This is a genomic window from Phenylobacterium montanum, from assembly GCF_018135625.1.
In the GTDB taxonomy this organism is placed as follows: Bacteria; Pseudomonadota; Alphaproteobacteria; order Caulobacterales; family Caulobacteraceae; genus Poindextera; species Poindextera montana.
The window spans coordinates 4,029,231-4,052,279 of the sequence record NZ_CP073078.1; the positions used below are offsets into that span (position 1 = coordinate 4,029,231).

The following is a 23,049-nucleotide window of genomic DNA, read 5'->3' on the forward strand; positions in this document are numbered from 1 at the left end:
CCGGAGTGAAGACTTGTCCAAAGACCTCAGCGGCGCTTGCGGGCGCCTCGCCTGGGCCGCCCTGGCGCTCGGCGTCCTGATCGCCCGCCCCTCCATGGCCGCCTCGATCTGCCCGGCGCCCAGCGGAACCACGATCGAAGCCGCGACCCAGGGCCTCGAGCGCAAGGAAGGCCTGTTCCCCGTCTATCTGGACCGCGAGTGCGGGCGGGTGCTGGCGGTGCTCAAGCCCTCGGGTGGCGACGGCACCTATGGCCGCTATCTCTACCAGGTCTATCTGCGCGCCGGCCTGGGCTCGACGCCTGTGGGCCTCGACCGCTCGATGCCGGTCGACACCCAGATCCTCGCCTTCCAGCGCGCCGGCGGGCGGATCGTCGTCAATGTCGAGAACAGCGGCTTTCGCGCTGACCACGGCTCGGCCGACGAAGCCCAGGCGGTGCGGGATTCCTTCGCCTCTTCCAGCATCTGGGCGGGCGATATCCTGGCCCTGGGCGAGAACGGCGCGGCCCTGGTCGATCTCTCCTCCTTCCTGGCCCGCGACGGCTTCGGCGCCATCGACGCGCTGAAGCAGGCCGGCCAGGGCGCCTTCCACACCGATGCCGCGCTCAGCTACCCCGATGTCGGCGAAAGCCAGGTGTTCCCTGAGAATGTCGAGCTGGAGGCGCACCAGACCCTGGTCGGCGACGAACCCGGCCCCGAGGTCACCGGAATCGTGCCAGCCCCGCACAACATCACCCTGATCGAGCACTATTCGCTGATCAGGCTGCCGGAGCCGGGCTATGTCCCGCGCCTCTCCGATCCGCGCACCGGGGCCATTGCGAGCCTGGTGGCCGACTACAGCATGCCTCTGGGCCAACCCCTGGTCGCCCGGCTGGCGCACCGGTTCCGGCTGGAGAAAGTCGATCCGACCGCCGCCCGCTCGCGGGTCAAGAAGCCGATCGTCTTCTATGTCGACCGCGCTGCACCCGAGCCGATCCGCTCGGCCCTGGTCGAGGGGGCGTCCTGGTGGTCCAAGGCCTTCGAGGAGGCGGGGTTCATCGACGCCTTCCAGGTCAAGGTGCTGCCCGAGGGGATCAGCCCGCTGGACGCCCGCTACAACGTGATCAACTGGGTGCATCGCCAGACCCGTGGCTGGTCGCTGGGCATGAACATCGTCGACCCGCGCACGGGCGAGATCGTCAAGGGTGCGGTGATCCTGGGCTCGCAGAGGGTGCGCCAGGATCGGCTGATCTTCGAGGGCCTCGTGGGCGCGGACAAGACCGGCAGCGGCGCCCAGGACGATCCGATCCGCGTCTCGCTGATGCGCCTGCGCCAGCTGTCGGTGCACGAGACCGGCCACGCCCTGGGGCTGGAGCACAATTTCGCCGCCTCGAACTTCGGCGACCGGGAGTCGGTGATGGACTACCCCTCGCCGCGGGTGAAGATCGCCGGCGACAGCCTCGACTTCAGCGACGCGTATCGCGTCGGTATCGGCGCCTGGGACCGCTTCGCCATCCGCTGGCTCTATGACGAGGCCGCGCCGGGCGCGAACCAGGACGCCGAACTCGCCGCCATCGTTAGGGACGGCTACGCGCACGGCCTGAAGTTCGTCTCTGATCCCGACGCACGCCCGACCGCCTCGGCCAATCCGGCCGGCGCGCTCTGGGATGACGGGCCGGACTCGGTGGCCGAGCTGTCCCACGTGCTGGCGGTGCGCAGGATCGCCCTGGATCGCTTCGGCTTGAAGAACCTGCCGGCGGGCCAGCCGGTGGCGGACCTCAAGCGGATCATCGTGCCGATCTATCTGTTCCACCGCTACCAGGTCGACGCGGTGGCCAAGAAGGTCGGCGGGGTCGATTTCAACTATCCGGTCCAGGGCGATACGGGGCCGGTCTCGACCGTTGTTCCGGGTTCGGAGCAGAGGCGGGCGCTGGCGGCGCTGTTGGCCACCGTCGACCCGCAGGTGCTGGATCTGCCGGCGCCGCTGATCAACCTGCTCTCGGCCGGCGAGCCGATCGACCGCGACAAGGCCTTCGATGTCGAGGTGTTCGGCTCGTCGCAGACGCCGGTGTTCGACCTGGCCACGGCCGCCGAAGCCGCCGCAGATATCACCTGGGGCGACCTGCTCAATCCGTCGCGGCTGAACCGCGTCGCCGACCAGGGCGGCCGCGATCCCGGCCAGCTCGGCCTGGCGGAGTTGCTCGGCCAGTCGATCACAGCCGCTTTCCCTGGGGCGCCGGACAGCGGCTCGCGCGCGGTGATCCGCCGCCGCGTCCAGGCCCGGCTGGTCGCGCGCTTGGCCATCGACCTGCAGGACAAGACCCTCTCGCCCACCGCCGCGGCCGAGATCCGCGCCGCCCTGACCGACCTCGGCCACCGGCTGGAAGGCGGCAAAAGCGCCGACGCTCGCTGGTTCGCCGCCATGCTGCTGGACCCGGCCCCGGCGCGGCTGAAGGCCCTCGCCGAGGCGGATATGGCGCGCAAGGTCGAGCCTCCGCCCGGCATGCCGATCGGCGAGGACGACTGGTTCGCCGGGCCTGGCCAATAGATTTTCAAAGACGCCGCAAGGCGCTGTTCGCGAGGAGTTGTTTGATGCGATCCATGCTGCTGTTGGCGGGTCTGGCCCTGGGCGCCCTGCCTGGTCTCGCCCACGCCCAGTCGGCCCCAACGCCGACGCTGAGGCCTGACCAGGTCGCCTTCCACGACCTCTACAAGGAGCTGGTGGAAACCAACACTGAGCTTTCCGACGGCAGCTGCACCCTGGCGGCGGAGCGTATGGCCGCGCGTCTGAAGGCGGCCGGCTATGCCGACGCCGACATCCACCTGTTCCAGGCCGAGGGGCATCCCAAGGAAGGCGGCCTCGTGGCCGTGCTGCACGGGACCGACGCCAAGGTGAAACCCATGCTGCTGCTGGCCCACATCGACGTGGTGGAGGCCAAGCGGGCGGACTGGGTGCGCGATCCCTTCACCCTGGTGGAGGAGAACGGCTACTACTACGGGCGCGGCGCCAGCGACGACAAGGCCGAGGCCTCGGTCTGGGTCGACACCCTGGTCCGCCTCAAGACCAGCAGCTTCAAGCCCCGCCGCGACATCAAGATGGCCCTGACCTGCGGCGAGGAGACCTCGGGCGCGTTCAACGGCGCCGAATACCTCTCAAAGCACGAGCGCGGCCTGATCGACGCGGCCTTCGCCCTGAATGAGGGCGCCGGCGGGCGGCTGGACGCCGGCGGCAAGCCGATCGCGCTCAATATCGAGGCCGGCGAGAAGTTCCCCCAGGACTATCAGCTGGAGGTGACCAATCCCGGCGGCCATTCCTCCAGGCCGTCCAAGAACAACGCCATCTATCACCTGGCCGCGGCCCTGACCAAGATCAGCCAGTACGAGTTCCCGCTGGAGTTCACCGACGCTTCCAAGGCCTATTTCACCCGCATGGCCCCCCTGGTCGGTGGCGAGATGGGCCAGGCCATGGCCGCCCTGGTCAAGGACCCCGCCGACGCCAAGGCCGCCGAGACGGTGGAGAGCGACCCTGGCTATAACGGCATGTTGCACACCACCTGCGTCGCCACCATGATTGACGGCGGCCACGCGACCAACGCCCTGCCCCAGCGCGCCCGGGCCAACATCAACTGCCGCATCTTCCCCGGGACGAGCGCCCAGGCCGTCGGTGACGTGCTGACCAAGATCGTCGCCGATCCCGAGGTCAAGGTCACCCTGAAGGGCGCCCGCAGCGAGGTGACCAAGGCCCCGCCGCCCCTGACGCCCGCGATCATGCAGCCGATCGAGAGCGTGGCGGCCAAGATCTGGCCGGGAACCCCGATCATCCCCGTGCTGACCGCCGGCGCCACCGACGGCGCCTTCATGAGCCCGGTGGGCATCCCGACCTATGGCGTGACCGGCATGTTCGGTGATCCGGACGGCAACGGCGTGCATGGCCTGAACGAGCGCATCCGCATGACCTCGCTCTATAATGGCCGCGACTTCCTCTATGAGGTGGTCAAGCTCTACGCCATGCAGAAGCAGTAGAGACAGCAGAGGAGGGCGGCCGTCATGACCACACGTGAAGACTGCGCCGCCCTTGACGCCAGGGACCCCCTGGCCGGCCGCCGCGCCCTGTTCGACCTGCCGGCGGGGGTCATCTATCTGGACGGCAATTCCCTGGGCGCCCTGCCGCATGCGGCCAAGGCGCGCCTAAGGGAGGCCGCCGAGCAGGAGTGGGGCCAGGGGCTGATCCGCAGCTGGAACAGCGCCGACTGGATCAACCTGCCGGCCCGGGTAGGGGCGAAGATCGCCGCCCTGATCGGCGCCGAGGCGGACGAGGTGACTGCCGCCGACTCCACCTCGATCAACGTGTTCAAGCTGGTGGCCGGGGCCCTGGCGATGCGCCCCGAGCGTCGCGTGATCGTCACCGAGCCGGGCAATTTCCCCACCGACCTCTACATGCTGCAGGGCCTCGCAGCCTTTCTGCCAGGGGTCGAGCTTCGGGTCGTGGAGCCGGGGGCGATCCTGGCCGCCCTGGACGAGAGCGTCGCCGCCCTGCTGCTGACCCAGACCCACTATCGCTCAGGCCGGCTGCACGACATGGCCGGCCTGACCGCCAAGGCCCATGCGGCCGGGGCCCTGGCGATCTGGGACCTCAGCCACAGCGCCGGGGCCATCGAGGTCGACCTGAACGGGGCCAAGGCCGATCTCGCGGTCGGCTGCGGCTACAAGTACCTGAACGGCGGGCCGGGCGCCCCGGCCTTCGCCTTCATCGCCCGCCGGCATCAGGCGGCGTTCCGCTCGCCCCTAACCGGTTGGATGGGCCATGCCGCGCCCTTCGAGTTTTCCGATGCCTTCGCCCCGGCCAACGGGATCAAGCGCGCGCTGTGTGGCACCCCGCCGGTGCTGGGTTTATCCGCGCTGGAGGGAGCTCTGACCGCCTTCGACGGCGTCACCATGGCCGAGGTCCGGGCTAAATCAGTGGCCCTGGGCGAGCTCTTCATCGCCCTGATGGATGCGCGTTGCGCCGGCCTGGGCTTTTCCCTGGTCAGCCCGCGCAATCCGGCCGAGCGCGGCAGCCAGCTCAGCTGGACCCATCCGGAAGGCTACGCCATCGTCCAGGCCCTGATCGCCCGCGGGGTGATCCCCGACTATCGCGCGCCGCAAGTGCTGCGCTTCGGCCTGACCCCGCTCTATGTGCGCTTCCTCGACATCTGGGACGCGGTCGAGCACCTGGTGCAGGTGATGCAGCGTGAGGAATGGCGCGAAGAGCGCTTCAAACAGGTCGCCGCGGTCACCTGATCAGCCCGCCAGCTTGACAACTTGTCGCAGGCTGAGCGCCCGGCGTCGGCGATTTTCTCATCGTTAATGGCTGCTGAGGACAATGCTCCGACCGAGGGTAGGAGCTCGTACCGAGATTGGCTTTGCTGAAGGGGCTGCGCTGGCGCTCTAGCCGCACCGTCGCCGCCGCCGCCGTCCTTGCGGCCGCGGGCTTCGGCGCGGCGTGCGCGCATTGGCTTCCGGTCGCCGAAGGTCTCGGCGCAGCGGCCGCCGGCCTTGCCCTGTTCGCCGCCGGCCGCCATTTCGCCCTCTCGCCCATGCGCCGGCTGTCGCGCTTCGCCCAATCCGAGCAGACCGCGCCTCAGCCCCTGGACCTTATGGGTCGCGCCGACGACGTCGGCGAGCTGGCCCGCACCATCGACGAGCTGCGCCAGGCCGCCCACGGCGGCCTCAGCCTGAACAGCGCCCACGAGCACGAGATCAAGTGCTATCAGGCCGAACTGGAATCCCGCTCCATTGAGGCCGAACGCTCCGGCCAGGAGCGCGACATGATCATCGGCTGCTTGGGCGACGCCCTGGAGCGGCTGGCGATCGGCGACCTTTCCATCCGCCTGCACGCCCATTTCCCGGACCGGGTCGACCAGGTGCGGGTGGACTTCAACGCCTCGATGGAGGCGCTGGGCCGGGTGATGGACTCCATCCTCGAGGCCACCAAGGCGGTGGGCGAGGGCGCCATGGAGCTGTCCCGCGCCGCCGAGCAGCTGGCTTCCCGCACTGACCAGCAGGCGGTGTCGGTCCGCCATTCCGCCGGCTCGCTGGCCGAGCTGCAGGACGAGGTCGGCCGCACCCGCGGCAGCGCCGTCGAGGTCCTGGAGGTCGCAGACCTGGCCAAGGCGGCCGTGGAACGCTCCAGCGCCGTGATGCGCCTCGCCAGCGAGACCATGGTGCGCATCGAGGCCAGCTCCAGCCACATCAGCCGCATCAGCGAAGTCATCAACGACATCGCCTTCCAGACCAACATGCTGGCCCTGAACGCCGGGGTCGAGGCGGCGCGGGCCGGCGAGTCCGGCAAGGGCTTCGCCGTGGTGGCGCAGGAGGTGCGGGCGCTCGCCCAGCGCACCGCCGCCGCCGCGCGCGAGATCAGCGACCTGGCCACCACCGCCAATGACGAGGTCGCCAATGGCGGCGCCCACGTGCATGGCGCCGGCGAGCTGCTGGACGACGTGGTCCAGCGCGTCGGCCACGTCAGCGAGCTGGTGGCCGGCATCGCCCAGTCCTCGGGCGCCCAGGCCCAGTCCATCGCCGCCATCCACCAGGCGGTGCGCCAGATCGACGAGATCACCCAGAACAACGCCAGCATGGTCGCTGAGGCCAACGCCGCCAGCCAGGCCCTGGCCAGCGAAGCCGGCGGGCTGACCGCCTCCATCGCCCGCTTCAAGGGCGAGGCCGCCGGTCCTGTTTCGGAGTGGGAAGCGGCGCTGGAAGAGGCTGTCGAAGAGCAGCGCTGGAGCGCTTGAGGGGCGGTTAACGCATCTCCGCCAATATCTCCACCAGCCGCCGCCGCGCCGCCGCCTCGTCCAGGCCCATGTCGGCCAGCTCCCCCTCGGCCAGGGCGTCGCTGAGGCGTTCCAGTTCGAGCAGCCGCACAGCGATCTCCTCGCGGGTCAGTCCGGACCCGGAATGGCGGTGCAGGCGCTCGACCTGGCGCAGGCGGCTCTGGGCGCGGGCCTGGCGCACCTCGGGGTCTTCCAGAGACAGGCGGCGCAGGCTGCGGCGGAAATGGAGGTAGTCGCGGTGATGTTTCACCGCCGCCTCGACGATCGCCGCCTCGCCGGCGCCCTGGCGCACGAGTTCGCCGATGAAGCGGCGTTCCTCGTCCTCCCACAGGCGATAGACGGCGACGAAGACCTCGGTCTTGTCCTTGAACCAGCGATAGAAGGTCTGGGGCGCAAAGCCAGCCCGGCGGGCGATCTTGTTGCTGTCGGTGCCCTGGAAGCCGCGCTCGCGGAATTCCGCAGCGGCGGCTTCGGTCAAGAGGTCCTTGGTGGTGGGGGCGGGTGAATCCATCCCCGCCATTCGGCCCTAACTGGCGATCAGGGTCGAGCCGGAATCGTCCATGCGGATCGGGATCAGCTGGCGCTCGCCGAGCGCCGCGGCCACCGCGTCGCGGCGCTCAGGCGGGATCAGCAGCAGAAGGAACCCGCCGCCGCCGGCGCCGCAGAGCTTGCCGCCGAGCGCACCGGCCGCGAGGGCGGCGTCATAGAGCTCGTCGATCAGCGGGGTGGAGACGGTCTTGGACAGGCTGCGCTTGGTCGACCAGGCGTCGTGCAGCATGCCGCCCAGGTCCTTCAGCACATGGTCGCCGCGCTGGCTTTCCAGGAGGCTCTGGCCCTGGCCGACCATCGTATAGAGATGGTCCAGCGACTTTTCGATCTTGCCCGACTTGGTGTTCTCGATCTGCTCCTTCACCGTCTCGGAGGCGAAGCGGGCGATGCCGGTGTGCACCAGGTACATGGACTCGTTGATCGCATCGCGCACGTCAGCCCTCAGGCGGACTGGGGTGATGCGGTACTGCTGGCCGTCGAAATCGTAGCGGTTCAGGCTGCCGAAGGTGGCGTGCAACTGGTCCTGGACTCCGACATTCTCTTTCAGGATCTCGCGCTCGACGTGGATTGCGGTCTGGGCCAGATCGTAGCGGGTATAGCTGATGTTCTTCAGGTGCCCGATCAGCTTCAGAAGGCCCACGGTGAAACTGGACGACGAACCCAGGCCCGAGCGGCTGGGCAGGCTGGTCAGGACACCGATGTTCCAGCCGCGCTCCAGGCCCAGCATGCGGAACACCTCACGGAACACCGGGTGCTCGATCTCGTCGATCTCCTGCACCTCTTCGATGATCCGATAGGACAGGCGAAAGCCGTAGCCCATGAACCGCTCCAGCGGCACGGCGCTGATGTGCACGTACTTGTCGATCGCCGTGCCGAGGACGGCGGCGGCGTGGTTCTCGTAGTATTCCGGATAGTCGGTGCCGCCCCCAAAGAAGCTGACCCGCAGCGGCGTCCTGGTGGTGATCATCTAGCCTGCCCTTTGCAGCGTTTCTTCAGGTCTCAGCGTTTCAGGAAGGCGCCTTCGCGCCCGACCCGATCGCGCCAATAGTCCAGAAGATCGTGCATGGTCTTTTCGAACGAGATCTCAGGCGCCCATCCGGTGTGATCGCGGAACTTCCTGGTGTCGGGCACCTGCAGGTCGGCGTCGATCGGGCGCAGCCGCGCCGGATCGACCTCGACGCGGATGTTGGAGACGGTCGAATAGGACAACAGCGTGTCCAGCATCGCCCGCACCGTGGCCACGTGGTCGCCGCCGATGTTGTAGTACTCGCCGGCCTGCGGATTGTGGGTCAGCAGCATGTAGTAGGCGCGCACCGCATCGCGCACGTCGGCGAAGGTCCGAAGCGAATCCAGATTGCCGACCATCACCACCGGCTCGGACAGATTGTGCTCGATCAGGGCGATCTGCTTGGCGAAGGTCGACTCGGCGAACACGTCCCCCCGGCGCGGGCCGGTGTGGGTGAACATGCGGGTGGTCAGGGTCTTCAGCCCATAGGCCTCGGCGTAGAAGCGGCCCACCAGGTCGGTGCCGGTCTTGGAGATGGCGTAGGGCGAGGCCGGGTGGAACGAGACCTCCTCGTTGATCGGAACCTTCTCCTTCGGCACCCGGCCGAAAACTTCCGAGGACGAACAGACGTGGATCCAGGGATCGATCCCGGTTTTGCGCACCGCTTCCAGGAGGCGGCTGGTGCCCAGGATGTTGGTGTCATAGGTCTCGATCGGCGCGTCGAAGCTGGTGCGCGGGAAGCTCTGGGCCGCCAGGTGGAATACATAGTCCGGACGGACCTCATCCATCACCTGCAACAGCGAGGCGCTGTCGCGCAAGTCTCCGTGGATCAGGAATACACGGTCCTTGTCGTTGATGCGCGGGATCAGGTGGCGGATATTGTCCATGGGGCTGCGCCAGCGCGTCATGCCCCAGATTTCCCAGTCGGTGTGTTCCAGAAGATAGTCGGCCAGATGGGATCCCACCATACCGGTAATACCGGTGATCAGGGCGCGCTTGGTCATCTAGATTTCCTGCACTCTCGTTAACGACTTTGCGACCTGGGTTGCGGTCGGTATAGCGGCTGGACTTTTACAAAGACTAACTGAGACGAACAAGCGCCGACCGGTAGTAAACCCGCCGCGAAAGCGGGAAGCCTGCGATCTGCTCAGTCGGCGCCGCAAGATCGGCGCCAGCTGCGAACCGGTCTCAGGTCCGGGCGTGCTCGCGATTGGCGGCGTACCAGTCGGCGGTGATCTTCAGGCCCTCGGCCAGGGTGTATTTAGGCTTGAAGCCAGTGGTGTTCAGCCGGGTCAGGTCATAGACGCGCTTGGCCTGGCCATTGGGCTTGGAGGCGTCCCAATCCAGCCGCTCGGGGCCGAAGCCGTAGATCTCGGCCAGTCCCTCGACGATGGTTCGGATGGCGACGTGCTCGCCCATGCCGAAATTGACCGGCCCCTGGATGCCGCTGTCCAGCACCGCCAGGATCGCCCCGCCGCAGTCGTAGGAGAACAGGAAGTCGCGCACCGCGCTGCCGTTCCCCCAGATCGAGACCTTGCCGCCGGTGCGCTTGGCTTCCTCGAACTTGGCGATCAGCGAGGGGGTCACGTGGCCCTCGGCGATGTTGAAACGGTCGTGCGGGCCGAAGATGTTGCACGAGACGCAGAACGCGGAATCGAAGCCGTACTGCGTGCGATAGGCGTCCAGCTGGGCCAGCATGCCGCGCTTGGCGTGGGCGTAGCTGTCCTCCGAGCCATGCGGCGGACCGCTCCAGATGTCGTTCTCCGACAGGGGGGCGCCGCCGGCCAGCTCCGGATAGACCGCGCCGGTGCCCATGGCCACGAACCGCTTCACCCCGGCCAGGCGCGCGGCCTCGACCACATGGGTGTTGATCATGCAGTTTTCGAAATAGGACAGGCCCTTGTTGTTCAGGTTGCCCTGGATGCCATAGACCCGCGCGGCCAGATGGATCACCGCGTCGGGCCTGACCTCGGCCAGGTAGGCCTTGGTGGCGGCGAAATCCATCAGGTCGCAGTCCTCGCGCCGCTGGTAGACGCACGCCAGATCGCTGCGGTCCTTCGCCGCCTCGCGCACGCCATAGCCGACCACCCCGGTCGAGCCGGTGACCAGAACCTTCATCGTCGCGATATCTCCGTCAGGCGGTTTGGTTGAGCTGGGCGTTCAGGGTCGGCTCGAGCCGCAGCAGTTCGCTGAACGCCAGGAACACATGGTAGAGGGTGCTGGCCGGCACCTTGTCGGTGATCACCGCGCCCCGCTCGTCGAGGTGATCGACCCAGGCCCCGGGGACCGGCCTGTCCAGGAAGCGGTCCAGCAGATTGGCGACGATCCGGGCCGGGCGACCGTCGAGCGGCCGGCCGTTGAACTCGATCTCGGCCAGGTGGGCCTTCAGCGCCTCGGTCTGCGGCCAGGAACGGCTGGTGCGGTCGCACGGCGAGCCATCGTCCAGCACCCCATCCCAGGTCAGGCCGCTCGCCGGATCGACGCCATGCGCCTCGGCGAAGGCGAACAGGCCGTGCGCGGTGTCGGCGAAGTCTGCGCCGGTCAACCGGGTGAGGTGGCGCAGGATCCAGGCCCATTCGAACTGGTGGCCGGGCTCGATGATCCGCCCGCGCTCGCCCGGCTGACGGCGCCAGTTCTGGTCGAAATATTCCGCCAGGGTCGAGGTCTTGGCGTCAAAGAAGGTGGACCGCATCAGGTCGGCGATCTCGATGGCCTTGGCGGCGAAGCGCTCGGCGCCGGTGGTCTCGTAGAGCGCCAGCAGCGCCTCGACCATGTGCATGTGCGGGTTCTGCACCGCCTCGGCGGGATGCGGCGCTTCGGCGTGCCAGCCGCGGCCGTCTGAACGGGCCAGATGGGCGTCGATCGCGGCGAGGGTGCGGTCGGCCCACCCGATCGCCGCCACATCGCCGCTGGCGCGGACCCACCAGGCGATGGCGAACAGGGCGAAAGCCTGGTCGTAGAGGTCGACCGTGGGATCGACCACGCCGCCTTCGCGGCCCAGCCGGCGCGCCCAGCCCCCGTCGGCGAGCCAGCCGTGACGCAGCATGAACCGCCAGCCGTTCTCGGCGGCCACGAGCCCGTCGGCATAGCCCAGCATCGAGGCGTGGCTGTACACATAGATCTGCCGGGCCTGAACCCTCAGGCGCTTGTAGCCCACGTCAGCCGGAACGCCTTCCAGGGTGAGGTGCTCGACGAAACCTTGATCGCCATCACGCCCGACAGTGGACCAGAAGGGCAGAGCGCGCTCAAACGCCCAGCGGCGTACGTCGTCGAAGCGCGGCGCGACCGCCGTCCGGGCGGAAGGCGACTGACGATCGATCGTGGTCATGGGTGGCTCCGCGCGACAAGCATGGCGGCTATGGCCGATCGCCTCGGCGGCTGCAAGTATCGGGCCCGGCGCACGATATCTGTGTCGTCTGGCGCTTCAGTAGGAGCCACGACGCAGCAGCACTGCCGGAACGGTCATCACCAGGATGCGGGCGTCCAGCAGCACCGACTTGCGGCGCGAATAGACCACGTCGATGGCGATGCGCCGGCGATACGAGGTGTCGTTGCGCCCGCTCACCTGCCACAGGCCGGTGATGCCCGGCCGCACCGAGCAGTATTCGCGAACGCGGCGGCCATAGCGGCGCGCCTCGGCCTCCACGATCGGCCGCGGACCGACCAAGCTCATCTCGCCTCTCATGACGTTGAACAACTGCGGCAGTTCATCGAGGCTGGAGCGGCGAAGCACCTCGCCTAGGCGGGTGATCCGCGGATCATTCCTTAGCTTGTGATCTCGCTCCCACTCGGCCCTCGCCGCCGGGTCGCTGTCCAGAAGGTGTTGCAGGCGTTCCTGGGCGTCGCTGGCCATGCTGCGGAACTTGAGGCAGGGGAACATGCGCCCGCCCCTACCCACGCGCCTGTGAGCGAAAATGACTGGTCCACCGTCCTGTAGGAACACGGCGGCGGCGACCCCCAGCATCAGCGGCGCAAAGAACACCAGCAGCGCCGAGGCGAGGACGAGATTGATCAGGAATTCCAGGTCCAGGGTGGTCGAAGCGCCAGCCGCCTCCGCGGCGGGAAAGGGCGTCGGTCTTACCTCGGTCGAACCGATCTGCGACAAGCAGAGCCTCCCAGTCGTCCTCATGTTGCATCGCAACAGCGCGAACTGGATCGAAAAAGCCAGGATCGGCGAGCGCCGGTCAACCAGAATCTAGCCCGGCGCGAACTTGACCTTCGGGGGCGCCATGCCTCAGCCCTGAAAATTCAGGGAGTTGCTAAGCCCATGCAAAAAAGAAATATTTTTGAGTTTTCGCGGAACCAAGCCGCAACATTCGCGTTCAGATGCGTGCTCGCGTCACAAGTGTGACGAATCGGACAATGTCCATCCAAAGTAGAAGATTCAGCGAGAGCGCTGCAAACCGCTCCCAACGCCAGATCGGCGAGCGAACCCAATCCATATGCGTCTCCCGGGCCGGCCCCGACGCCAGCCTCCTCGTCCCGTTTTGGGATTCGCGCATGAGGCGAACCGCAAATCAAGCAAAATCAGGTCCTGCGACGCATTGTCCACATCTGAAATCTAAACTGTGGTCGCAGATCTGAGTGCGATCACACAAGCAACGCTTCCCCGCAAAGGCGGTCTGAACCCGGTACACCTGAACAAGCTTCAGCAAAAACGCCTGGAATCAGTGTCTTGATCGGAGGTCGCGCTACGGCCTAGGCCGCGCGCGCTTCCAGGAAGTCCCGCTCCCGACCAACCAGCCGCGCCGCCGACAGCAGGCCGGTGGCGTAGGCGCCAGTGTCGACGGCGATCCGCGAGCGGCCGATATAGGGCCGGTCCACCGGCGTATGGCCATGCACGATCATCTTTTCGAACCCGCCCGGGTCGTTGAGGAAGTCACCGCGGATCCAGAGCAAGTCTTGTTCGGCCTGGTCGGTCAGGGGCACGCCCGGGCGGACGCCGGCGTGGACGAACAGGTAATCGCCAACCACCAGCGACAGCTCCAGAGTCTCGAAGAACGCCAGATGGTGGGGCGGCAAGGCTGCGCGGAACGCCAGGCGGGTGGCTTCCCAGCCCTCTTCGTCCGAGCGCATCTGGGGCGGGGCGATACCGTACGACATCAGGGTGGGGCCGCCGCCGTGACCGACCCAGGCCGGGCCGAAGCCCGGGTCTTCGAGGAACTGCAGAAGCGCCTGTTCGTGGTTGCCTTTCAGGCAGCGCACCTCGAACCGGCCCTGGCGGCGCAGGGTCAGGATCTGGTCGATCACCCCGCGGGACTCGGCGCCGCGGTCGATGTAGTCGCCAAGGAACACTACGAGCGGGCGCTCATTGCTGTGCGTCTGCACCGCGTCGGCGCTGATCGCCGTAAGCAGGCGCTGCAGCAGGTCGAGCCGCCCGTGAATGTCGCCCACGGCATAGACCAGCCGTCCGCCGGTGCTCGCCGCCGGCGGGGCCTCGACCTTGGGCTGGGTGCGGAAGGGCCAGAGTTTTATGTCTTCAGCTCCTGAACATCGGTCGTCGTTCTGACGCTCGAACCCCTGTGCGCGCCGCGAGGCGCACGGCAAAGCTCGCACGGCATGATAGCGGCGAAGAGCAAGATTGGCGCCGAACAAATAACAAAAGCTCGCCCTGGCGGACAATTATCGGGCAGGTGAAAGAAGTCGCCCACCGCTTCGTGCTAGAGCCCGGCCCGGGCGACGCCAAGTCGAGTGCGAACAGACCGAGAATGCCAAAGCCAGATCAGGATCCCGGGCTTCTGCATGCTCGCTCGACGCCGGGCCTCGCCCTGAGTTTCGTCGCCGGCGTCGCCGCCGGCCTCAGCCTGATGGGACTACTGTCGGCCGCTGGCGCCTGGAGCCGGTTCCTCGACCTGTTGAACCACGTAACGCCGCTGTTCGCCCTGGGCGGGATCGCGGCGGTGGCGATCGGCTGGCTGACGCCTGGACTCCCAGGGGCCAGGGCGCTGGCCGTGCTCGGCCTGGCCGGGGCTCTGGGCGCCGGCGCGCGGGCCGCGCCGGAGTGGCTGCAGTCCCTGGATGCAGCGCCTCGCCCGGGTCCCAGCGTCACGGTGCTGACCCAGAATGTCTGGGAAGCCAACCAGGACCCGCACGCAACAGCCGCCGCCCTGGCCGGAAGCGGCGCCGACATCATCCTGCTGCAGGAACTCAACAATCCCCGGGCCCGGCTTGTGGCCCGCGACCTGGAGCGGGCCTATCCCTTTCACGCAGACTGCACCCTGGCCAATCGCTGGTGTTCGCTGGCCATCGTCTCCCGCCTGCCCATCAGCGCCTGGTCGTTCCACCAGGGTGGCTGGAAGGCGCCGGACTGGGATCGGCTGGCCATGGTGCGGGCCCAGATCGACGCTCCGGGGCTGCCGCTTTTCGACGTCGTCTCGAGCAAGCTGGCCCACCCCTGGACCGGCGACCTGCAACGGACCCAGATCCCGCGCCTCGTGGCCGTCCTGAAGACTCTGGACCAGGACCACGCGGTCCTCGGCGGCGACTTCAACCTGACGCCCTGGTCCTTCGCCCTGCGCCGGTTCGATCGCCAGGCCGGCCTGGTTCGCCGCACTCACGGCCTCGCCACCTGGCCGAATCGGCTGCCGACACGGACGGCGCCCCTGATCCCGGCGCCGCTTCTGCCCATCGATCAGGTCTATGCCGGCCGGGGATGGCGCACCGTGTCGGTGAGGCGAGGGCCGCGGACAGGATCGGACCATTTCGGCGTGCTGGTGACGCTTTCGCCGGTCGAATGAGCGCGCCGGAGGCCGTTTGTGCTGGCTTCCCGCCGAGGCCGGCGCGCACCGATCGGGAGCGCGATTTCGCTTGGCTGAATGGGATTGATTTCGTCCGAAGGATATAGACAGTCCTTCTGACGCGATGGTGTCCGAGCGGGACGCGGGGAAAGACCGCATGATGATGGTGTTCTTTGGGCTGGCCATTGCCTTTGGGTTGCTGTTTCTGCAACCCTACGTCTTCTATCCGATGTCCCTGCTGCTGTTGCCCCGCAAGCCGATCAAGCCCGATTCGTCCAAGCCCACGCCGTCTGCGACCCTGGTGTTCTGCGCTTACAACGAAGCCGCCTCGATTCCGGCCAAGCTCGAGAATCTCCGAGCGATCCGCGCCGTGGCGCCCGACATCAAGTTCGCCTGCTATGTCGATCTCAGCACAGACAACACGCTCGAGCTGCTGCGGGCGCACCCGGACCTGATCGAGGTCACCGCCGCCGAGGAGCGCACCGGCAAGGCGGCCGGCATGGCGCGGCTCGCAGCGGCCGCAAAGACCGAGGTGATGATCTTCACCGACGCCAACGTGATGGTCGAACCGGATTCGATCCCGCGTATGCTGCGCTATTTCCTGGACCCCGAGGTCGGCTGCGTCTGCGGCACGCTGATCTACACCAACCCCGAAGAGAGCGCGACGGCGGGCACCAATTCCGCCTATTGGCGGCTGGAGGAGCTGATCAAGAAGCGCGAGGCCCGCACTGGTTCGACCATGGGCGCCGACGGCTCGATCTTCGCCAGCCGGCTGGCCTATTATCCGGAGGTGCCGACGCATCTCCTGGACGACTTCATTGTCTCCATGTCCGTGCTGTTCGCGGGCCTGCGCATCATCAGCGTTCAGGACGTGGTCGCCTACGAGCGCTCGGCCGTGGCCAGCGAGGACGAGTTCCGGCGTAAGCGGCGCATCGCCTGCCGCGCCTATTCCAGCCATCGCTATCTCAGCCCGCAGCTCGCGCGGATGAGCCTGATGAACCGCTACAAGTACATCTCGCACCGGTTCCTCAGGTGGTATGGCGCCGCGACGGGGTCGCTGTGCATCCTGTTCAGCCTGATCTTCATCGCCATGGCCTGGAATGTTGTCGCAGCGCTCGTGCTCTGCCTGGCGGCGGCGGCGATCTTCTGGCTCAGCTCCAAGATCCAGGCGCCGGGGCTGAGCCATGCCTACGAGACCGTGCGGGCCATATGCGCCGCCGGACTTGGCGTGTACGACGCCTGGCGCGGACGCACCTACCAACGCTGGCAGCCGATTCAGACGCGATGACGCCTCAAGTGATGCAGGATGAGGAAAGGCCTGATCGGGCAGCGCTGTCAGGGCGACTGTTCGGTCGCGGCCCGAGGCGCCGGAAGAGGGGCGGTTGATGGCGATCCTGCTCGGCGCCTTTCTCTTGTTCATGGTGCTGGCCGCCTGGCCCTACACCCTCTACCCGCTGTCGCTGATCCTGATGACGCGGCCGTCGGCCAATCCTCGCGCCATCACCTGGACGCGCCCGCCGCTGGCGGTCTGCATGTCGGCCTTCAATGAGGAGAAGGTGATCGTCGCCAAGATCGAGAGCCTGCTGGCCATGGCGCGCGCCTATGGCCCGGCCGAAATCTACGTCTATGTCGACGGCGCCCAGGACCGCACGGCCGAACTGCTGCAACCTTATGCCGACCGCATCCACCTGACCGTCTCAACCGCCCGCGCGGGCAAGACCGCGGGGCTGAATCTTCTGGTGGCCCAGACCGAAGCGCCCCTGCTGGCCTTCACCGACGCCAATGTCGAGACGCCCGTCGATTCCCTGATCCGCCTGGCCGAGTCCTTCAAGGACCCCAATGTCTGCTGCGTCTCCGCCCGGCTGCGCTATGTGGGCGAGGACGACTCCGGCATCGCCGTGGCGGGAGCGGTCTACTGGTCGCTGGAAGAGACGATCAAGGAACTGGAAAGCCGTACGATCGGGCTGATGGGAGTCGACGGCGCCCTGTTCATGATCGACCGCGCCGCCTATGAGAACGCGCCGAACCACCTGATCGACGACCTCTATGTCTCGCTCACCGCGGTCACCACCGGCCGACGGGTGATCTCGGCTCCAGACGTCACCGTCCACGAACGCGGCGCCTCGAAATGGCGGGAGGAATTCCGGCGCAAGGCGCGGATCGCCTGCCAGGCCTGGAACGTGCACCGCACCCTTTGGCCACGCCTCCGCCGGTTGCCGCCGTCGCAGTTGTACGGATACATCTCGCACCGGGTGCTGAAGTGGATGACGCCATTCACGGCGTTGCTGGCGGGCCTGTCGGCCCTCGGCTTGATCGGACTGTGGCTGGGGCCGATCGTCACCGCGGGCCTGGTCGTGGCCTGCGTGGCCCTGTTCGCCCTCGGGGTGGCGTTTAATTTCGGCCCCGCCCGGTTCATGGCCATGGCCGCGATCTCGCTGGCAGGCGTGGCGCGGGGGATCCTGGAAGCCATCTTCACCAACCGCACCTACACGGTCTGGACTCCAGCGGCTTCGGTCCGCGAGCCTTAGGGCTTTTCAGGGTTCTCAGAACAATTCCGCCTGCCCCGCCGCCGCCTCATAGGCGGTCTCCGGCAGGTGGCAGGTGAAGGTGGCGCCGGCCCCCGGCTCGCTCTCCAGCGCCACCCAGCCGCCATGCAGTTCGATCAGCGCCTTGACCAGGGCCAGGCCCAGACCAGGCCCGCCGCGCTCGCGGCCGACGAAGCGGTCGAAGATGTGCGCCTGGACGTGGAAAGGAATGCCGCGGCCGGTGTCCGAGACCTGGATCTGCACCTCGCCGTGGGCTCGGCGCGCGCTCAGCGCCACCTTGCCGCCGGGCGGGGTCTGGTCGATGGCGTTTTCGACCAGGTGATCCAGGATCTGGCCGAGGCGGCGGTTGTCGGCGCGGATCAGGCCGATGTCCTTCTCGCAGGCGACGGTGATCGAGACCCCGACATCGGCCGCCTGCCGCGCCCAGCGGGCCTCGGCCTCGGCCAGCAGTTCCGGGATGCGCACGTCGCCCAGCTCCAGCGCCATCTCGCCGGCGTCGATCTGGGCGATGTCCAGCACGTCGTCGATCGAGCCTGCCAGCTGGTTGGCGGCCGAGCGCACCGCGGCCACATGGCCACGCGCCCGCTCGGGCAGCGCATCTCCGGCGCGGTCCAGAAGCTCGGAATAGCCGAGGATGGTGGTCAGCGGGGTGCGCAGCTCGTAGGAGACATTGCCGACGAAATCGCGTTTCAGCCGTTCGGCTTCGGCAAGGGCCGCCGAGCGGTCGGCCACCGCCCGCTCCAGCCGGCGGGTGTCGGTGATGTCGGCGAAGGCCACCAGGGTCGCCCCGTCCGGCAGGGGCCGCGACTGGTAGGAGACGATGCGGTCGTCCGAGGTCTTGGCCTCGCCGGAAATGGCGAAACGGGCGCGGGGGTCGGGATCTGTCACCCGGCCCTTCAGCTCGCGCCAGAACTGCTGGTCGTGCAGCCGCGGCATGGATAGCTCGACCACGCCGTCGAAGTCGGCGGCGGTCTCGATCTGGGCCGAGGTCACGTTCCAGAACTTGGCGAAGGCCTCGTTGTGCAGGCGCAGGCGCCCGTCAGAGCCGAACACGGCCACCGCGTCCGACAGCTTGTCCAGGGTCGCCTGCTGCACCTGGATCAGCCCGTTGTACTGCGCCTTCAGGCGAAGCTCGCCGGTGATGTCGGAAAACAGCAGGAGCAGGCCGCCCAGCGGGTGCGGCTGGCGTACGACGCGCAGGGTGCGCCCGTCCGGCAGGGTCCATAGGTCGTCCGGCGCGGGGCCCAGGGTTTCGTACCAGGCTAGCTCGCCGGTTTTCCAGCGGCTGTAGTCGGCGGTCTCGGGCAGGCGGCGGCGCTGGCGCAGGCGGTCCAGCACCTCCGCGTGGCTCGGCCCCTCGGCCAGCCAGGCCGGCTCCAGGCCCCAGAGCTGGGCGAAGGCGGTGTTGTGGAACAGGAGGCGCTTGGCGGCGGAGAAGATCGCCACCGCATCCCCCAGATGGTTCAGGGTCTCGTCGTGCGCCTCGACGTGGCGCTTGAGGGCTTCGCGGGTGTCCTCGGCCTCGGTGACGTCCTGGGCCCAGACGCCGATGTCGCCGCCCTCGAGCGGCTGGGCGGTGATGCGGAAGGCGCGACGCTGGCCCTTGACCGGCGCCCAGCGGAGGATTTGGCGCGGCTCGCCGGCGGCGGCGGCTTCGCTGACCAGGCCCACGGCGGCGCGGTCGAACACCAGCTTGCGGGTGATGGCGTCCTCGAGCGAGGCGGCTTCGGTGGCGTCCAGCCAGGCCTGGTTGGCCCAGACCAGGGCGCCGCCTGCCGAGCAGACCCAGGCGGGTTCCGGCAGGGCATCCAGGAGCACGGCGAAGCGGGCGGCCGGCGGCAGCCCGCCCTCGGCCGCCAGGATGGGCTGCAGCTTGAGCCAGGCGCAGGCGCCGGCCGAGCGGCCATCCACCGAAACCATGCCCTTGGGCCCGCGCACCTGGAAGGCGCAGGCTTCGCCCGCCTCGATCAGGGCGCCCAGCCGCCTGCGCTGGCCGGGATCGGCGGCCAGCAGGGCGTCGATCACCTGGGCCGGCGAAACCATGAGCTCGGCCTCGGGCAGGCCCAGCACCTCGGCGCACAGGCTCAGGGTGTCGCCGCCCCAGGCCAGCTTGGCCACGCCCCCCTCGATGGTGATCATGGCGCTGTCGAAGGCCTCGGCCGAGGCCTGGGTGGCGTCGGCCAGGCCCTCCAGCCGGTCGAGCCTCGAGCGGTATTCGGCGACCTGGCCGCCGGCTCTGCGGCTGACATAGAGCGCCCAGAGGGTCGCGCCTATGGCCAGGCACACAGACCCGAACAGCGCCGCCATGATCAGGTCGGTCGCCGCCATCAGCCTCGGCCGCTCCGTGGGCCGAGCGGGGGCGTCGATAGCCTCAGAATCATCAGCGTCAGCATAGACCGTTGCGCAGGCCGATGGGGAGCGGCTTGTTGCGGCGCCTTTCCTTCACCCCAGACATCTAGGTTGGGGTTCGACTCCGCCGCGCCAAGCAGCCAGAATAGACCTCGATGACCGCCGTACTCTATCCCGTCGCCCGCAACGCCGAGGCCGCCCTGTCGCGACCTCTGGGCCGCGCCGCGCGGGCCGCCGAGGCTCAGGCCCTGGCGCACAGCGGCGTCAAATTCGCCCAGGAAATGGTCGGCCCGGCCTTCGACACCCGCGAGGCGGCCCTGGCCGCTTTCAAGGGCCATATCGAGGAAGACGGGGCGGGCGGCGTCCCGCCCGAGGACCGCTATTGCCTGCTGCGCGAGGTGGTCGATGCGCCGCCCCCGCCGCCGGGACGGGGCGCTCTGCCCTTGAAGCCGGTCTATCGCGACGGCCGCCGCTGGCCGACTCCGCGCAGCCGCCCCAAGACGGTCTGGCGGTTGTCGATCAGCTATTGGCGGATCGCGCCCGAGGTCGCGGCCGAGCCGCCCCCGGCCGAGCGCAACGCCGCCTTGCTCGAGCGGATGGAGCGCCCCATGCGCGCAGCCAAGCCACAAAAGGCGCTGGACATCGGCCTGTTCGAAGTCCGCCCGCCCGAGGCGCCGCACATCCTGATGCCAGATGAGTGAGGCCGCGCCTCTGCTCGCGCCGTCGCTCGACGACCTGGCCGCCATCGCCCAGATCGCCTTCGATGAACTCCCGGCCGAGGTGCGCCGCCTGACCGGCGAGGTGGCCTTTCGTATCGAGGACTTCGCAGAGGAGGAGGTGCTGGCCGGGCTCGGCATAGAGGACCCGTTCGGGTTGACCGGCCTCTACAGCGGAATCGACCTGATCCGCCGTTCCGTGCTGGACCCGGCGCCCGAGACGGCGATGGTGTTCCTCTATCGCCGGCCGATCCTGGACGAATGGGCCGAGCGCGGCGACGTCACCCTGGCCGAACTGGTCCGCCACGTGCTGGTGCACGAGATCGGCCACCACTTTGGCCTGTCCGACGACGACATCGACGCCATCGAGGCGGCGGACTGAGGCGACCTCAGTCCGCGAACCGCGGCGCGCGCTGCTCCAGATTGGCCTTCACCGCCTCGACCTGGTTGGGCGAACCGATCAGGCTCGACTGCTCGATGGATTCGTCCATCAGCCCGTCGGCGGCCGAGCGGTAGTTCGCGGCGTTGTAGATGCGCTTGGCGGCGCGGATCGCGTCCGGGCTCTTGCCGGCGATCTCGCGCGCGACCTTCAGGGCCTCGGCGCGCGGATCGTCGCAGACGCGGGTGGCGAAGCCCATCTGTTGCGCCTCGGCGCCGGAGAAGATGCGACCTGTGTAGGTCAGCTCGCGCACCAGGTCCTCGCGCACCAGGTGGCGCATCAGCTGGGTGCCGGCCATGTCGGGGACCAGGCCCCACTTGATCTCCAGGATCGACAGCCTGGCGTCCGGGGTCACGTAACGCATGTCGGCGCCCAGCATCAGCTGGAAGCCGCCGCCATAGGCGAAGCCGTGCACCGCCGCGATCACCGGAACCTCGAGCTCGCGCCAGACCCAGACTGCGTATTGAGCGCGGTTGGAAATGCCGTGGGTGCGCGGGCCGAGGCGGGAGGTCGCATTCTCCGGTTCGCCCCCGCCGCCGCCTCCGGCCATGCGGCCGAAATTGCTGGCGTCCAGCCCGGCGCAGAAGGCGCGGCCCTCGCCGGACAGCACCACGCAGCGCACCTGCTTGTTCAGCTTCAGGGTTTCGCCGGCCTCGACCAAGCCGTCGAACATGGCGTTGTCCAGGGCGTTCATCTTGTCCGCCCGCACCAGGCGCACATCGGCCACGCCGTCAATAATCTCGATGGTCACCCGCTGGTCCATGGCCCGCGTCCCCTCCGTCTCGATCCAAACGATTGTTGGGAACCTTTCTAGATCGCCCGCCGTAAAAGGGAATGCCGTTTCGCAGCGTGAACCATGCTGGCTGGGCTTGTCCGGAATCGACCTGCGACAGCTTGGCCGCGACGCTCCGCCGCGTTCCAAAAACCGATTCGCAGGGGCTATCACTTATTCCGCCAGCGCAAACACGAATCGGACAGGCGTCGGATTCGTAAGCAGTTTCGCCAGCTGGTAGCGGGAGACTTGGGCCGCATGAAGCAGATTCTGATCGGCGCCCTGTCGGGGGACGGCGTCGTCACCGACCTCGCCGGCCGCGAGGTGCAGACCGTCCGGCTTGAATATTTCGGACAATGGTCGATGGGGCACGACGCCCTGCACCTGGATGAACTGCGCATCTTCGCCGACGGCCGCACCGAGCGGCGCAACTGGGCGATCCAGGTCGACGCCCGCGGCAAGCTGGTCGGCTACGATACCGATCGCCGCGCCAGGGTGCGGGCCGAGGTGAGCGAGAACCGCGTCCGTCTGGTCTATGACGCCCCCATGGGCGGCGGGACCGAGATCGCCGGCCCGCGCACGGTGATCGACCTGCGCCAGAACCCGGACGGCAGCGTCAGCCTGGAGGGCCGCGCCAAGCTGCTGGGCCTGCCCTATCGCCGCACCCGTGCGGTGCTGCAGCGCCTGCCCGAGGCGGCCTAAATTCCCTTCTCTCATGGGAGAGGTGTTCCGTGGCTCTCCTCAAACCTTCGCGGCGCCGTTGAACACGCACCAGGCGCCGGCGGCGATCAGGGCGAAGCCCGCGCCCTGCATCGGCGACAGCTTCTGGCCCAGATAGACCGCCGAGAACACTGCGAACACGACCAGGGTGACCACCTCCTGGATCGCCTTCAGTTCGGCCGCGGAATAGACCGCGCTGCCCCAGCGGTTGGCCGGCACGGCCAGGCAGTATTCGAACAGGGCTATGCCCCAGCTGACCGCGATCACCAGCCATAGCGGGCGGTCCTCGAACTTGAGGTGCCAGTACCAGGCTGTGGTCATGAACACGTTGGAGCATAGGAGCATGACGATCGGGGCCGTTCGGGCGAGCATCGGAGGCATGAACGACACCTCTGCCGAGCTGCTCCGAGCCGTCAAGTCTGCA

20 protein-coding genes are annotated in these 23,049 nt (G+C 68.1%); 10 read left to right on the plus strand and 10 right to left on the minus strand.

From position 1 onward, the window contains the following. Nucleotides 1-13: 13 nt before the first annotated feature. The 4 genes from KCG34_RS18305 (at nt 14) to KCG34_RS18320 (ending at nt 6,752) form a co-directional block, all read left to right on the plus strand. Complete coding sequence (locus KCG34_RS18305; protein WP_249138071.1) at nt 14-2,524, plus strand: zinc-dependent metalloprotease; 2,511 nt, start codon at nt 14-16, stop codon at nt 2,522-2,524. Between the two features lie 44 nt (nt 2,525-2,568). Continuing rightward, on the plus strand, nt 2,569-3,999 hold the full coding sequence (locus tag KCG34_RS18310; RefSeq protein WP_211937058.1) for a M20/M25/M40 family metallo-hydrolase: 1,431 nt from the start codon (nt 2,569-2,571) through the stop codon (nt 3,997-3,999). A gap of 24 nt (nt 4,000-4,023) precedes the next feature. Next, nucleotides 4,024-5,256: a kynureninase gene (kynU, locus tag KCG34_RS18315; protein ID WP_211937059.1), complete on the plus strand. Its 1,233-nt coding sequence runs from the start codon at nt 4,024-4,026 to the stop codon at nt 5,254-5,256. Between the two features lie 116 nt (nt 5,257-5,372). Next, a complete protein-coding gene (locus KCG34_RS18320; RefSeq protein WP_211937060.1) occupies nt 5,373-6,752 on the plus strand; it encodes a methyl-accepting chemotaxis protein in 1,380 nt (459 codons plus the stop codon). Nucleotides 6,753-6,759: 7 nt separating this feature from the next. Here KCG34_RS18320 and KCG34_RS18325 read toward each other — a convergent pair whose 3' ends face one another. From KCG34_RS18325 to KCG34_RS18355, 7 genes are all read right to left on the minus strand, one after another. Then, nucleotides 6,760-7,302, minus strand: a complete 543-nt coding sequence (locus KCG34_RS18325; protein ID WP_211937061.1) for a TetR/AcrR family transcriptional regulator — start codon at nt 7,300-7,302, stop codon at nt 6,760-6,762. A gap of 15 nt (nt 7,303-7,317) precedes the next feature. Continuing rightward, a complete protein-coding gene (locus KCG34_RS18330) occupies nt 7,318-8,307 on the minus strand; it encodes a GHMP family kinase ATP-binding protein (protein ID WP_211937062.1) in 990 nt (329 codons plus the stop codon). Nucleotides 8,308-8,339: 32 nt separating this feature from the next. Next, nucleotides 8,340-9,350, minus strand: a complete 1,011-nt coding sequence (locus KCG34_RS18335; RefSeq protein WP_211937063.1) for a GDP-mannose 4,6-dehydratase — start codon at nt 9,348-9,350, stop codon at nt 8,340-8,342. 184 nt (nt 9,351-9,534) lie between these two features. After that, entirely contained in the window at nt 9,535-10,464 is a 930-nt protein-coding gene (locus tag KCG34_RS18340; protein ID WP_211937064.1) for an NAD-dependent epimerase/dehydratase family protein, read from the minus strand. 16 nt (nt 10,465-10,480) lie between these two features. Further along, nucleotides 10,481-11,674 carry an AGE family epimerase/isomerase gene (locus KCG34_RS18345; protein ID WP_211937065.1) on the minus strand — a complete coding sequence of 398 codons (1,194 nt, stop codon included), beginning with the start codon at nt 11,672-11,674 and terminating at the stop codon, nt 10,481-10,483. A gap of 96 nt (nt 11,675-11,770) precedes the next feature. Further along, on the minus strand, nt 11,771-12,451 hold the full coding sequence (locus KCG34_RS18350; protein ID WP_249138072.1) for a sugar transferase: 681 nt from the start codon (nt 12,449-12,451) through the stop codon (nt 11,771-11,773). Between the two features lie 593 nt (nt 12,452-13,044). After that, the gene (locus KCG34_RS18355; RefSeq protein WP_249138073.1) at nt 13,045-13,902 is read right to left on the minus strand and encodes a metallophosphoesterase family protein; all 858 of its coding nucleotides are present in this window, start codon (nt 13,900-13,902) and stop codon (nt 13,045-13,047) included. 152 nt (nt 13,903-14,054) lie between these two features. On the opposite strand from KCG34_RS18355, the gene KCG34_RS18360 reads away from it, so the two are divergent. The 3 genes from KCG34_RS18360 to KCG34_RS18370 all read left to right on the plus strand — a co-directional run bounded on the left by KCG34_RS18360 (nt 14,055) and on the right by KCG34_RS18370 (nt 17,611). Beyond that, the gene (locus tag KCG34_RS18360; RefSeq protein WP_211937067.1) at nt 14,055-15,083 is read left to right on the plus strand and encodes an endonuclease/exonuclease/phosphatase family protein; all 1,029 of its coding nucleotides are present in this window, start codon (nt 14,055-14,057) and stop codon (nt 15,081-15,083) included. 157 nt (nt 15,084-15,240) lie between these two features. Then, a complete protein-coding gene (locus KCG34_RS18365; RefSeq protein WP_211937068.1) occupies nt 15,241-16,371 on the plus strand; it encodes a glycosyltransferase in 1,131 nt (376 codons plus the stop codon). Between the two features lie 97 nt (nt 16,372-16,468). Next, complete coding sequence (locus KCG34_RS18370; protein ID WP_211937069.1) at nt 16,469-17,611, plus strand: glycosyltransferase; 1,143 nt, start codon at nt 16,469-16,471, stop codon at nt 17,609-17,611. A 15-nt stretch (nt 17,612-17,626) separates the two neighbouring features. Here KCG34_RS18370 and KCG34_RS18375 read toward each other — a convergent pair whose 3' ends face one another. Next, nucleotides 17,627-19,957 (minus strand): PAS domain-containing sensor histidine kinase, encoded by a 2,331-nt coding sequence (locus KCG34_RS18375; protein WP_211937070.1) that lies wholly within the window; start codon nt 19,955-19,957, stop codon nt 17,627-17,629. Nucleotides 19,958-20,133: 176 nt separating this feature from the next. Here KCG34_RS18375 and KCG34_RS18380 point away from each other — a divergent pair, with 176 nt between their 5' ends. Both KCG34_RS18380 and KCG34_RS18385 read left to right on the plus strand, forming a co-directional pair. Next, nucleotides 20,134-20,679 carry a hypothetical protein gene (locus KCG34_RS18380; RefSeq protein WP_211937071.1) on the plus strand — a complete coding sequence of 182 codons (546 nt, stop codon included), beginning with the start codon at nt 20,134-20,136 and terminating at the stop codon, nt 20,677-20,679. After that, nucleotides 20,672-21,076: a metallopeptidase family protein gene (locus tag KCG34_RS18385; protein ID WP_211937072.1), complete on the plus strand. Its 405-nt coding sequence runs from the start codon at nt 20,672-20,674 to the stop codon at nt 21,074-21,076. The genes KCG34_RS18380 and KCG34_RS18385 overlap by 8 nt, the downstream gene beginning before the upstream one ends. Nucleotides 21,077-21,083: 7 nt before the next feature. Here the strand turns inward: KCG34_RS18385 and KCG34_RS18390 are convergent, their stop codons facing one another. Continuing rightward, nucleotides 21,084-21,896 carry a crotonase/enoyl-CoA hydratase family protein gene (locus KCG34_RS18390; RefSeq protein WP_211937073.1) on the minus strand — a complete coding sequence of 271 codons (813 nt, stop codon included), beginning with the start codon at nt 21,894-21,896 and terminating at the stop codon, nt 21,084-21,086. A gap of 267 nt (nt 21,897-22,163) precedes the next feature. On the opposite strand from KCG34_RS18390, the gene KCG34_RS18395 reads away from it, so the two are divergent. Then, on the plus strand, nt 22,164-22,607 hold the full coding sequence (locus KCG34_RS18395; RefSeq protein WP_211937074.1) for a DUF3833 family protein: 444 nt from the start codon (nt 22,164-22,166) through the stop codon (nt 22,605-22,607). Between the two features lie 39 nt (nt 22,608-22,646). Here the strand turns inward: KCG34_RS18395 and KCG34_RS18400 are convergent, their stop codons facing one another. Next, complete coding sequence (locus KCG34_RS18400; protein ID WP_211937075.1) at nt 22,647-23,006, minus strand: DMT family protein; 360 nt, start codon at nt 23,004-23,006, stop codon at nt 22,647-22,649. Between the last annotated feature and the right edge of the window lie 43 nt (nt 23,007-23,049).